The following is a 13390-nucleotide window of genomic DNA, read 5'->3' on the forward strand; positions in this document are numbered from 1 at the left end:
TGGTGGGGTGGAGCAGGATCAGGAAGAGGTGCTTGAAGTCGGGAAGGCTTCGAGGCGTGGGCGCCGGCGGGCCGGATGGATTCTGCTTCTGGTCGCGGTGCTGAGCCTGATCGTTCTGCGCGCCTCGACGGATCGTCCGCACGATCAGACGCGCCCGTCCGAGGCGATCAGTGTGGTCCCGGACGGGCGGGCGGCGGAGGCGTGGCCGACGGTGCCCGGGGCGTGTGGGGCGGACACGCTGCTGCCGATCGTGTCGAGCGCGGCGCCCGCGGAACGCACCGGGATCCAGGTGCTGCTCGGCGGAGAGCGGCTGCGACTCGTCGACTTCGACAGCGGCCGCGCGACCACCTTGCCGGACGCAGTCGTCCGTCCGGGCGAGTACGCCGCTGTGCTGGCCGGCGATCCGGTCACGGCGTACGCGACCACCGGGTCGTGCACCGAGACGGCTCCCTACGCGATGTTGCGCATCAGCGCCGATCACCGCGTGAGCGTCATCCGCCCACTCGCTCCCACCGAGTGGCCGCTGACCGATGGCAATTGGGTATGGATCGCTTCGTTCGCCAGCAACATCGACAACCCCTACGGGACGATCGCTCCGGCCGCCGGCGGGCAGCGGGTGCGGCTGCCGCTCGGCTTCTACGCCTCCGCGATCGTGGGCGACACGATCGTCGGGCTGATGCAGCCCGATCCGGGAATCTCACCGACGTGGCTCGCGCTCGTCGACGCACGGACCGGCCGGCTGCAGGTCAAGCTCGACCAGCACGTGGCGCCGCTCGCGGCCGGCGCAGGCCAGGTCCTCTGGACCAGCGGCTGCCACGACGACGGGTCACCGTGCACGCTCCACCGCCGGACGATCGCCGGCGGGGAGACCGTCGGATCTCCTCTTCCACGCCCCGCCTGCTGCGGTGTCGTCAGCCCTGACGGAACGAGGGTCGCCTTCCTGATCGACCGGGCATCGACAGAGTCACGGTTCGACGACCACCCGCTCCCGCCCGTGGACGTCGCGGTCATGCAACTCGCCACCGGCCGGCTGACCATCGTGCCGGGGATCGAACTACCCACCAAGTCGCAACCCGGGCTGGCCTTCGCCGCCCATGGGAACTGGTTGGTGATGGCCCTCGACGCGGGATCCCGCACCCGCCTCCTCGCCTGGCGCCCCGGCCTGCGCCAGCCGTACGAGACGACCGCCCTCCCCGGCCCCGTCCACGACCCCCCGACCCTGGTCATCACCAGCCACTGACTACCTCGCCCCCGCAGCCGATCAGAGCCGCAAGCTAGCTCATCGTGCCGCTCCGCGGACAGATCATCAGGCGGGCCGCCTTCGCCACCGAGCCACCGCGGAGCCACCCGCCACACGGCCTTACGGGTTGACGGTGAAAGTGCGGCTGTCCTCGGCGCCGTCGTTCAGAGAGTCGGCGTTCAGATGAACCGTCAAGGTGCACGACCTCGATTTCTTCTCAGGGTCGTTCAGCGTGAAGTTGATCTTGAACGTACGGTTTCGTTGACCATTTCCCGGTTCAGTTCGCCGATCGCCGTCGTACGTGCAGTAATCCCTGGTAGTCACGGTCAGGTTGATACTGGGCAGTGGATGCTTCGAGCTCACCCTGACTGTTGCGGTGAGCTTGGTGGACGTGGACACGAACTGGAGCGGCGACGATGGCTCGGTGATTGCGACCAGGACGGACATCCTGCCCACCCGCCAGTGGCGCGTGACAGGCTCGGCAGGCGCGAACTCGGCGTTGCCGGCCTGGGTCGCGGTCACATCACAGTCGATCAGTGAATGCTCTCGGCCCTGCAAGGTCGTCGCCCCGGGATCTTCGACTTCACAGCCCTCACCGTACTGACTGCGCTCAACGCGGTAGGTGACCGGGAGGCCAGAGGTCGCGCAGGCGCGAAGCGTCACCTGGTTGTCAGGCCATTGGTGCGAGCCCAGGGCAGGGAAGCGGATCGTTTGCCGCGCCTTGCCATCTGCTGCCCGGCCGCCCGGCGGCGTACCGCACTTGTTGCCGGTGCCGTGTGACTTACTCGTCGACGGCACAGGTGGCTTCGGGCTGCGGGTACTTGTGGGCCTCGTCGAGGTCCCGCTACTGGCTCGAGTCGACGGAGGATCCGTCGGTGTGGCCGTCGGCAAGGCCTGGCTCGGCGACGGTACCTGGGACCCACTCGGCACGTCGTTGGCATCAGGGCGGGATCCCTCAGCACCGCACGCGCACAATTGCGCCACGAGCACCGCCACGATCACAACTGCGCGCGCGACGAGGTCATGCAGACGTTTGCTTGTCCTCAGGTCTTTCATCCCACCCAGACCCCTGACCGAAATGATATCTCCGGATTGCCGTCTGAAACAGGCAGCACTCGAGTGAACGGGACGATAATGGCTTTCCGGTTGAGCAGGAGGTTATTACGCTGAAGTAGGCGGATGGCTTCCGGCAGAATCCGCTTGGGGGGTTGTCATGGAACCGATATCAGCGGCCGCGATCACGTCTCTGCTGGTGACGTACGGGCGGCACTTGGCCGGGATCGCGGGCGACGTGCTCGACGAAGGGATCGCCGAGCGGCTGCGTGCGGTGTGGAACAAGGTGCGAAGCCGCTTCTCCGGCGATCCGCAGGCTGCCGGGGCGCTGGACAGGCTGGCTGACCAGCCCGACAACACGCTCCGCCAGTCCGCGGTCCAGGATCACCTCGACGAGGTGATGACGGCGGACGCCCGGTTCGCGGCTGCGCTTGCCCAGCTCGCCAGTGAAGTGGGCGACCGGACGTTCACCGGTATCACCGTTCAAGACGCCGGACCCGTGGCCATCGACGGCAACGTGACGATCACGGGACAGCAGCACGCCGCAGGCCGTGACATCATTGTCAACGGGCCGGGAACGGCGAAGCGGCCGAGGACATGACATGCCCGCGCACGCCGCGCGAGGCCGCGTCCTAGTCGTCCTGCTGCTCGCGAGCCTGCTGGCCAGCTGCGGGAACGAGCGCCCGAACACGTCGTCCGAGGATCTGCCGAGTCCGGGCGAGACGGCGCCCACAGCATCGACACCCGCCTCGACCGCCGACGGTCCAGGCACGCCCGCAGGTTCCGTGACTCGCTCCACTACCGCTCCGTCCGGCAGCCCGTCATCGACCGGATCCGGGACGCCCTCGGGCTCGGGCACGTTGACGCCGTCACAACAGCAGACAACGACCGCTCCGCCACCAGGCCGAAGCCGCAGCAGCACTCAGCCGGCCACTCGCTCGCCGAGCAACAAGCCGACGACCACGCCACACCGGCCACCGCCGAACGCGTGCGGCACACCACCGACCGGCCGCGCACCGGACGGGCGGGCGCTGCAGCGCATCGTCTTCAAGGACCCCGGCCGGCACCAGTGGCCGGAGACGTCCGTGACCCTCAAGGCGTGTGCCACGTCCGGCCTCCCGATCCGCTTCGAACTCGAGGCCGGCGGCCGCGGGAACAAGTGCTGGGTGTGGGAACCAGGATCGACCACGCTGCGATCGCAACCGAAGACAGTCTCCTGCTGGATCAAGGCACATCAAGACGGCAACAGCCAGTACGCGCCCGCGCCGACGGTCACCCGCACCTGGGTCGTCGGCCAACTTGCCATCACGGCAAGCTGGACCAGCACAGCTGGCGTACTGCTGTATCGGCCAGGCTCCGCACCAGTGAAGCTGTCCGCGCGAGCCACCGCGATCCACGCCATCCCGTCGACGCTCGTGTCCGTGACAGCCAGCGGAAGCTGCGAGAACCCGGTGGCACCGCAGCGGATCGGCGATGGCAGCTCGACCGACATCAGTTTCGAGGTCACGCTGACCCTCACCGATCCCGGTACCGGGGACGCGGACTGTTCGCTGCGACTCTCGATTCAGGTCGACGAGGGCGTCACCAGTGAGGGCGACTTCCTCCAGTACACGGTCAGGCGCGGCTGATGCCCGACGACAAAGAACGCACCAGCGGCGACCGCGATCCCCCGTCCTCGCCCGCTGCGGCAGCTGGCGATTCGTTGTCGGTTCGGGACGCTGGTCCGGTGACCCAGCACGGTGACATCGAGATCCACGGTGTCATCGCCAGCGGTCGAGACACGCACGTCGACAACCTCAACGTGATCGCGGACGACCGGCCCTCGTACGGAGACTGGCAGGGCCGGCCGGGACACCCATCGGATGTCTGTCCTTACCCCGGTCTGGACCCGTTCGACCGGGACAGCGCACAGTACTTTCACGGCCGATCGCGTGAGGTTGACGCCGTACTCGAGCTCGTGCACAGCGCTCCACTGGCGGCGCTGATCGGTTCCTCCGGCAGTGGCAAGTCGTCCCTCTTGTCAGCCGGCGTACTGCCCGCGCTCGAACGGGACATGCCCGACGCGATCATCGTCTCCCTGCGCCCCGGATCGAGGCCACTCGAGCAGCTGGCCTTCCGCGTCGACGTCCAGCTCCCGGGCACGCCACTGGCCGAGACCACCGCCGCGATCCGCTCGGATCCGACGGAGTTCGCCGCGGTCAACACCCGCATCGTGCGTCAGCGCGGACACACCCCGATCTGGGTCATCGACCAGATCGAAGAGGTGTTCCAGCCTACTGTGGACGAAGAGGCACGAGCCGCGTTCCTGCGTGCGCTCACCCAACCAGGCCCGGGCAAGGTACTGGTCGCGCTCCGCTCGGACTTCTATCCGTATCTGGAGAAGGAGCCCGCGTTCGCCGCGGCCGTCTCGGCTCACCAGTACCTGCTCCTCCCGCTGAGCGGCCAGGCCATTCGCGATGTGATCGAACTGCCGGCCGAGCAGGCCGACCTGCGAGTCGAGCCGGAGCTCGTCGACGAGGTACTGGGCGAGGTCGAGGCGACGGGAGCAGCGCTGCCGCTGCTGGCCTATGCACTCCAGCAGACGTGGCGCCAGCGGAACAATCGCTGGCTGACGCTGGCGGCGTACAAGCGCACAGGCGGGATCGAAGGCGCCATCGACCGCGGCGCCCAGACGGTCTGGACCACGCTCACCGTGGACCAGCAGAAGACCGTACGGCGGATCATGCTGCGTCTGTCCTACGTCGGTGAAGGATCGAAGCCGGTCCGCCGGCAGGCACGGCTCAAAGATCTCGTCACCACCGCCGACAGCGAAACCGAAGTCATCGAGGTCGTCCGGCGCTTGGCGGCGGCGCGGATCCTCACCGTCGGCGACGACCAGTTCACTGGCGAACCCACGGTCGACATCACCCATGAAGCCGTCCTGCAAGCCTGGAAGCGGCTCGCCGGTTGGCTCAGCCAGGACCCCGACCTCAAGAAGATCCAAGAGGACCTCAGTTCCGCCGCGCAGGCGTGGCAGACGCACGGATCTGATTCGGGCTACCTGTTGCAGGGCTCCCGGCTCGCCAGTATCGAAGCCGTGCGGCGGGACGGTCGCCTGGCCGTGAACGACCTCGAGCTCCGCTACCTCGCCAGAAGTAGGCGATCGGATCGCCGGCAGCGGCTGCGGTCCCGTCTGGTGGGTGTACTCGCAGCGGGTCTCGCGGTCGCGGTCGCGATCACGCTCGTCGTCGTCGGGCAACAACGCCGCATCGCCACGGAGAAGGTGGTCGCCGACGCGTCGCGGCTGGCCGCACAGTCGCGGTCGGTCGTGCAGAAGGAGCGAGATCTCGGTGCGCTGGTCGCCGTGGCTGGGGTACGCACCCACGACGACGCGGTGACGCGCGATGCCGTGGTGGACGCGGTGGCGGCTCAGGGCGGCCCGCTCGCCTACCTGCTGCCGCCGGCGCTCAAGGCAACGGCCGTCGCGGACGAGCTGACCTCCGACGGCTCCGCAGTACTAGGGTGCGCCGACGGATCGATCCGGGTTCTCAGGCCTGGGAACGGGCATCAGACCGCTCCCCCGCTGATCGGCCATCAGATCAACGTCACCGCCGTCGATGTGGCCGGCGACCTCGTCGTGTCTGGGGACGCGACCGGAGTCATTCTCGTCCATCGCCTCGGTACGGCGGGGCCGGTCCGCGCGCCGATCGTCGCCAGAACATCGCAGTCCAAGGTCACCACCATCGCTTACAGCAAGGACAACAATCAGGTGCTCGCGGCAACGGTCTTCGGCGCGATCGAACGCTGGCGGCTGACCGATCAGCCACATCCGCTGCCCGCCTTACCCGGCAGCGCCAACATCCTCGACTTCGCCGTCGACGAAGGCCTTGACCAAGTCATCGCCATCAACCGCGACGGCGCGTTGTTACGCTGGCGATTCACTACGGGCCAGGCGCTCCCGCCGCTGGAACACTCCGGCGACCTCGCGGCAGGACTACGCATGCGGCTGGTGGTCACTGGTCCAGGCCGGCTCGTGGTCGTCACTGGCAACGAAATCGGCCTGTGGGATCTTCGCAGCGGGCGCCGTGTGGCGTGGTCCGACGCGCCGCGCGGGACGACGGTGGCCCGCAGCGCCGCCGTGGACACAGTCCTGGTCGGAACTGCCGATGGCTCCATCACTCCGTGGCGGCTGAGCACTGAGCCCGCCCCGATCGAACCGATCAGCTACGGGCTCGCGGCCGCCGTCGTAGGGATCGCGGCCGGCCCGGACAGCCTCGTCGGGGTCGACCAGAACGGTCGGGCGATCTCCTGGGACGTCAACGGGCGGCGCTCCCCGGCCGGGAGCGTCGCCATCGAGTCCGCCGGAAACATCCGTACGGCGGCCATCAGTCCGAGCGGTGCGATCGCCGCGGCTGGGGACCTGCGTCAGCTTGTCTACCGGGCCAAGGAAGGCACTGGACCCCACGCCCTCCCGCTGGCGGCCAGCGCGACCGCCGTCGCCTCGACAGCGACGGAAGCGATCGCGATCGGCACCGACAACGGACGCGTCCTCACGATCGACCCGGCGACGTCTGAGACCCACACGCTGCTGGACCAGCCAGGGTCACCCGTGGTCGGCCTGGTCAGCAACCGAGAGGGCGCGCTGGCGGCTGCCTTTGCCAACGGGAGAGTCTTCCTCGCGGACCAACCAGATACCCCCGTTCGTTCTGATGGCCCACCGGCGACAGCACTGGCAGTCAGTGCGGATGGCGGTTCGATCGCCGTAGCATCTGGCGACGGGAGCGGTGGCAACCCCCTTCAGATCGCAGTTTTCGGGACCGGCGCTGGTTTTCCCGAGAAGCGCAAGCTCACCGGGCACAACCTGGAGATCAGCAGCCTCGCCTTCAGTCCTGACGGCCAGTACCTCGCCAGCGGAAGTGACGACCTGACCATCCGCATCTCCTCGCTGGCCGGGGACGCGGTGACCGAACTGCGCGGGCACACCGACAAGGTTCTCGCGCTGGCCTACGCAACTGACAGCACGACGCTCGCCTCCGGCAGTCAGGACGGAACCATCAGACTGTGGGACGTCGAGCGCTCCACTCAGATCGGCCAGCCACTGCGCTACGGCAGCACAGAAGAGTGGTCGTCCTTGCAGGTCTCCGCCGACGGCAGCAGGCTGCTCGCCGCCAATGGAAGCCTGGCCATCGAGTGGCCGCTCACAGCCGGCGCATGGATCGATCGAGCCTGCCACTTCGCCGGGCGGGAGATCACCCCGGCGGAATGGTCCCGGCTCGGCCACGAAGGCGATCCGCCACACCTGTGCCAGTAGCATGCCGTCGCCGGCACCGGATCGATCGCAAGCCTCAGAGCGGCCTCTTCTTGAGCTCGAAGTGCATGAAGTCTCTTGTACTCCCGCCGGCACCGAGCCAGCGCAGGCCTGCTCCCTCCGGCGCGGGTGTGCGCAGCACAGAGATCAACTTGGCCGGCAGTTCCAGGAAGCCGTGGGCGGCGAGCTGGGGCAACGCTGCCACTCCTCGTTCTGCGCGTGCCTCGGCCGGAATCCGTCCGATGACGTCGCCCTTCCGGTTCCTCTCGAGCGATCGCTGGTAGACGTCGGCCATCTGGATCAGCAATTCAACGGCGTGCCTCTTCGTCTGCCACAGCCGGGGTGGCTCCGGGTACCACGACCCCGGCTTGGGTGGGAAGAGCAGGTCCGCGACGGCATCGTGCTCACGTCCGTACGGAGCATTCTTCCCGAGCTTGATCTTCGGATCCTGGTAGCGCCATCGGACCTTGCCGCCTTCACGAAGCGCCGCACGGGCCGCCTCCAGCAGTGCCGTCGGGCGAACCGCACCTGGTACGTCGGTCAGCCGGTCGGCCACCGCCAGCATGCCGGCCGCCAGGCTGGCGTCACTGCCGAAGATGCTCACCAACCGCCGGCTGGCGTCGCGCAGCCGCTCAACGGCCAAGTCGTCCGCGCCGGCCGCACCGGAGATCAGCATGTCCAGCAGCGTTCCCGGGTCGAGGGCATGGCCCGGCGACCAGACTCCAGGAGCGGTCAGCAGTTCGACTCCCGTGACCTGCTGGATGAAGTCGGCCGGAAACTCCGGAACGTTGGGATTGAGTCCAGGATTCAGGTCGATTGCGGCGCCGAACGAATGCTCGGACAGAGCGAGTGGATTGTTCGTGTTCGTCCGGATTTCGAGGGTGCCGATACTCGTGATCTGCTGGCCGACCGCGATCCGCTCGGAGGCCGTCAACCGGCTCTCGGCGTGCTCCAAAGCTGCCTTCAAGTCTCGGTGCACCGTGCGCGTTCTGCCCAGGAAAACCACTTCCACGACCTCGTTCTGGTAGTACCGGTTCATTCTTTCGATGGCTACCGCCGTCCCATCGGTGAGTGCTCCGAACGCGGCCAGCAAGCCGCCGCGCATTTCACGGTAGTGGTCGACGCTGGAGTGCAGGAATCTCCGCAGCCGCGGACTTAGTTCCGTCCACTCGCGCTGGGAGTTGCCGACACCGTCCCGATCGGTGCCGAGACGTCGCTCGGTGCCCGACAGCAGATGGACGAACACCTGATGGAGGACCTCGGACTTGCGCTCCTGTGCCAGCTTCTCGTCCCGGGCCTTCTCCTGCTTGGTGGCCTTCGGATTCACCGGCGTGAGCGCCTCGAGCGCCGACACGAGGGCAGGATCGTCGAGTTCGGGAATCGCAGTTCTCCCGAGACGTCGTTTCGGCGCACGCACCCGCCTGACGACGTCGTTCCACACGGCAGCCGACTGTGGCGTTTCGACGTACTTCTCGAGTGCGAGAAGCACGGCGTCGACTGCCCTGGTGACCAGCGGATCGACGAAGTATTCCAGCCGCAGCGGGGCAATCTGCGGTGACTGCGTCGCCGGACTCGGCCGGCGCAGCGCGTCGGCATGGATGCGGACGTCTCCGATGCTGAAGGTGGAGGTCTCCACCGGCTCGGATGACGTGGCAGGATCATACTGGTCAGGGGTATCTGGTTCCGGGACATCGGGTGCGGTGGTGACCTGGGTTCGGCCGGCCTGGGGGACGTCCGGTGATGGCCTGCTCACCGGTTCACGCGCGAAGGTGTGCATCGCGGACCTACCTTGTCCCCCGCTGCAGCTCTGCGAGTTGGGTTTCCAAGGCTTCCAGGCGCGATCGGAGGTGGGTGATATCGCCGCCCGGGGCGGATTCGGGTGGGGTGGAGCGGCGGAGGTTGTCGCGGGCTTCGGCCCAGTCGCCGGCGCGAGCCAGGCGGGCGCTCCGGGCGACGGTGTCCTTGCCTTTGCGGAGGAGGCCAAGGGGGTCCTCGCCCTGGACGGCTTCCAGGAACGTCAGGAGGGTGGAGGCGGGGACCCGGTCGGTGGAGTTGTCGTGGCTCGCTGTGCTGTACGACGCGAAGCGGTCGGTGAGGAGCGTGCAGGCGAACTTGACCAGCTGTTCGCGGAGGAACGGGAGCAGCGGGACCAGCGAGAGCCAGTAGCCGACAGTCGGGAAGGATTTGACGTAGCGGCGGCGGGCGAAGTTGCAAACGCGGTAGACGGAGCCGCCCCGGATCGAGATCGCGGCCAGGTCGAGGTCGTTCGTCGGAGGGGCCTTCGGTGGGCGGACCAGCAGGTGATCGAAGGCGCAGTCCTTGACGTACTGCGTGAAGCCACCGGCCAGATCGCCGAAGGCCTCGACGGCCTGGCGGCGGTAGACCGTGAGCGGTGCGAGATCGAAGCCGTTCGCCCGCACGATCGACGTGTCGATCACCGTCAGCGAGTTGCTCACCTGGTTGAGAACGGTCAGCCGGCGCGGCGGGAGGACGAACGGACCGAACTTGAGCGGTGCCGGCTCGATCGTCATCGAGGTCGGCGTGACTTGGACCGGAATCCGCAAGCCGCCGACCAGCGTGCCGGTTAGCGGGTCGTACACGACGGCTGTGGTGTCGTCACTCCCGGCCAGCACGACCCTGCCGTCGACGACCGCCAGCGAGATCGTCCCGGTCAGCGATTCCAGTGACACCGGGGTGCGCAGCGCCGTGCCGTCCGCGCAGTTGAAGCCGACCAGCGCTCGGCTCGTACCGCGGCCGCTGACTGTGTAGACGAACGTCCGCAACTGAAGGCTCAACGGCAGCAGTGTCCGGATGGTCTGCACCGCAAGGTCGTCGGTCCCGTCAGCCTGCAACCCGATCTCGATCCCCAGTGCGGGCCCGTTGGCGGAGATGTTGATGACACGGAGACGGTTGTACGACGTGGCCGGCGTACCTGGTGGCCCGCAGCTGACCACGGCCGCTCCGTCAAGCCCGATCGCCAGCGGCCCGACCGGGTTCAGCTGCTCGGTCCCCGGGATCGGTCCGAGGTTGTCGGGGACGTTGCCGAAGGGGATCCGCCACACACCGGCGCCCTCGAACTCCTTCAAGCTGAATCCTGACTTCGACGTCGTCCGTCGCCGCAATCCCACGGCGTAGACGAAATCCGGGTCCACCGCAGTGGTCGCCAGCGTGACCAGGCGGACGCCGCAGATCGTCGCCGCCGGACGCCAGTTCACCGTCGTACCGGAGATCTCCCCGACCCGGAAGAGTGTGTCGTTGTCATCCCGGGTCGGCACCGCCACGGCCACCAGCTTGCCGTCCGACGAGAACGTCACGTCGGTGACAGCTGCGGTTGCCGATGAACCCGACTCCCCCGGAGGCACTTCGCGGCCCGCGATCGGGTCGATCCGTGCGATCAGCGTCTCACTGTCCAGGTCGTAGCGGTTGACCAGGGTCGACGGCGTCAGCGGGCTCAGCCCGGCACCCACGGTCCAGATCTCCTTGCCACCAGGGCGGCTTCGCGCCCGCGCATGTGAGCCGACTCCGGAGACGCTCCGGATACCGGTCAACGTCGCCGGGTAGTCCGGGTACGGACGCGCGTCGTCGAACAGCGCGCAGAAGGTCTCGCTTTGCAGCCGCTTCCGCAGCCCCGCGTAGAAGTCGCGCAGCAGCGCGTCTTCGGTCTCGGCCACGAACACGTCGCCGCCGGACTTCGGGTTCGCGACGTACGTCGCCAGGTTCGTCAGCGCTGTCCGCAACCGGTAGGCCTTCTGGTCCACGATCGGGTCGGTGCCGTCGCCCGGCGTCAGCTGCCGCTTGATCCAGTTGAACGGCGACGCGATGCAGTCGTCGTAGATGTCTTTCAGCAACGTCCCCTGCAGAAAGTCGCGCGGCGGCTCCGGCTCGTACTTGGTGACCGCCAGGCTGTCACCGCGCAGCACCAGGCAGACCTCACCATCGCCATCGCGGTTGAGGACGTCGCCCAGCCCGCCGATCTCGCTCAGGACGTCGACCACGGTCGGCGTGGGCAGGTCCAGATCGTTGCCATCCGCATCGATCGCACTCCCCGGCTGCACAGTCACGTGCCGCCGGACATCCCCGTCAGCCCCGTCCGCCCCGTCCGCCCCATCCCGGAACGCCGACCGCCGCTGCGGCGTCGGTACGACGGTGTGCACCCGCTGATTCGCCGGCGCCGTCTCGTCGCCGCAGTGCACGGCCAGACCGGACACGATGCCGTACCCGTGCAGGAGCCGGTTGTGCCGCCGCAGATCGTGCGCCCGGCAGAGGATGTCCAGTGCATCCTGCACGGTGGCGGCGGCCGGCAGGTCGCAGACCGCGTTGCTCAGGGCAATGTCCTCGGCGGCGAGGGCGGTCAGCGCCGGGAACCGGTCGCGCCGGTCGCCGGCAACAGTGATCACACCGTCGTCCCGGCGGAGCACGGCGATCTTGGCCGTGTGATGCGCTACGCCGGCAGGTAGCTGAGCCAACGGCCGTCCCGCCGAGTCCTCCGGCCACTCGATGCCCGCCTGAGAACTCCGCGCCGGCACCAGCCAGTAGTCGTGCCGGTGGAAGGTGCCACTGGTTGGGAACCGGACCTCCACCCCCTTCTCGAGCGGGATCCAGTCGTCGCTGTCCACCGTGACCGAACCGTCCCACCGGCGAACCTGGGGATTGGTGCCGAAGTCGTCGATCGCCGCGGCGGTCTCCAGGCTCAGCTGATTGCCTTGCGCGTTCTTCAGCCGGACCAAGGTGCCGGGAAGCCCCTGCAGCACGCGCGTGTCGTCGGACAGCTCGACCAGATCGCCCGGACTGAATCCGAGGACCGCATCCCGGCCGATACTCTCCACCTCCAGCACATCCGGCTTGACGTTTCCGAGCCAGCGCGTGACCACCGATCCGTTCTCCCGGCTCCACACGATCACCGGTTTGCCCGCATCCACGTCGTACACCTGGACCCGGTAGAGCTGGTTCTCCAGCCCGACGTATCCGCCGGCCGGTGTCGGTCGGCAGAGGTCGACGCTGTCGGGTGGCGGCACCGCTCGCGCGGCCATCCGGCTGGTCGCGGTGGCCACCGCCTCGAGTGCCGCGTCGAGCTCCGCCTCCCCCGGTACGCCGGCCAGGTCAAGCAGCCGCACCTGCCACACCACCTGGCTCCGGGTGGTCGTATCGACGCCCAGCGCCGACTCCGCCAGCGACGGTTCGTCGACCGCGGTGACAGCACGCTCCCAGGCGTCCAGATAGGCCAAATAGTTGCCATCAGCAAGGTCCAGTACGCGGGGTCCGGTGCTGACCGGCCGCGTCGTGTGCTCGGGCTCGGGAAGGTCCGGCTGGGTGCAGTACGACGTTCGCCGGCGCACCCCGGTAGCCGCCCCGACCGCTGTCTCCAACGCGAGCGTCCGCGACCCGACGTCCACGGACTCCACTCGCGCACTGCCCACGGGGCCGGCCGCGTCGAGGGCCTCGATCCAGTCATGAGCCTGGAGCTCGGCACCATCCAGTACCAGCGACGCGACCGCGACCGAAGTCGGCGAAGGCTGACTCGTCACCCGGGTCACTTCGCCGTCGACCTCGCACAGCAGACCCCCGACCCACGCCCGCCCAGTGGTCAGCAGCAGATCGTCGTCGACGACGTCCACACCGAATCCGCCGTCGACCTTCGGCACACCGCAGGCACCGACGACATCGGCCGATCGTGCCTCGTCCCGGTGCGCGGCTACGTCGAGCTGCTCGTTCCAGTCCGCGTCGAGCTGGACGCGTCCCTGCTGCATGCGCACGCCGGAGTAGTGCCGGTACGCCCGGAACGTCGATCGGGTCAGGTCCCCACCGTTCAT

7 protein-coding genes are annotated in these 13390 nt (G+C 68.1%); 4 read left to right on the top strand and 3 right to left on the bottom strand.

The genetic code is table 11. From position 1 onward, the window contains the following. The first annotated feature begins 7 nt into the window (after nt 1-7). The gene (locus ACZ6O0_RS03455) at nt 8-1240 is read left to right on the top strand and encodes a TolB-like translocation protein (protein ID WP_465763203.1); all 1233 of its coding nucleotides are present in this window, start codon (nt 8-10) and stop codon (nt 1238-1240) included. Nucleotides 1241-1360: 120 nt separating this feature from the next. Here ACZ6O0_RS03455 and ACZ6O0_RS03460 read toward each other — a convergent pair whose 3' ends face one another. Beyond that, nucleotides 1361-2038: a hypothetical protein gene (locus ACZ6O0_RS03460; RefSeq protein WP_465763204.1), complete on the bottom strand. Its 678-nt coding sequence runs from the start codon at nt 2036-2038 to the stop codon at nt 1361-1363. A gap of 472 nt (nt 2039-2510) precedes the next feature. On the opposite strand from ACZ6O0_RS03460, the gene ACZ6O0_RS03465 reads away from it, so the two are divergent. The 3 genes from ACZ6O0_RS03465 (at nt 2511) to ACZ6O0_RS03475 (ending at nt 7583) form a co-directional block, all read left to right on the top strand. Further along, a complete protein-coding gene (locus ACZ6O0_RS03465; protein WP_465763205.1) occupies nt 2511-2894 on the top strand; it encodes a hypothetical protein in 384 nt (127 codons plus the stop codon). Between the two features lies 1 nt (nt 2895). Further along, complete coding sequence (locus tag ACZ6O0_RS03470) at nt 2896-3921, top strand: hypothetical protein (RefSeq protein WP_465763206.1); 1026 nt, start codon at nt 2896-2898, stop codon at nt 3919-3921. Between the two features lie 98 nt (nt 3922-4019). After that, nucleotides 4020-7583: a WD40 repeat domain-containing protein gene (locus ACZ6O0_RS03475; RefSeq protein ID WP_465763207.1), complete on the top strand. Its 3564-nt coding sequence runs from the start codon at nt 4020-4022 to the stop codon at nt 7581-7583. Between the two features lie 34 nt (nt 7584-7617). Here ACZ6O0_RS03475 and ACZ6O0_RS03480 read toward each other — a convergent pair whose 3' ends face one another. Then, complete coding sequence (locus ACZ6O0_RS03480) at nt 7618-9216, bottom strand: M15 family metallopeptidase (protein ID WP_465763208.1); 1599 nt, start codon at nt 9214-9216, stop codon at nt 7618-7620. A 148-nt stretch (nt 9217-9364) separates the two neighbouring features. After that, the gene (locus ACZ6O0_RS03485; RefSeq protein ID WP_465763209.1) at nt 9365-13390 is read right to left on the bottom strand and encodes a DUF6519 domain-containing protein; all 4026 of its coding nucleotides are present in this window, start codon (nt 13388-13390) and stop codon (nt 9365-9367) included.

The organism is Kribbella sp. NPDC048837, assembly GCF_055586945.1.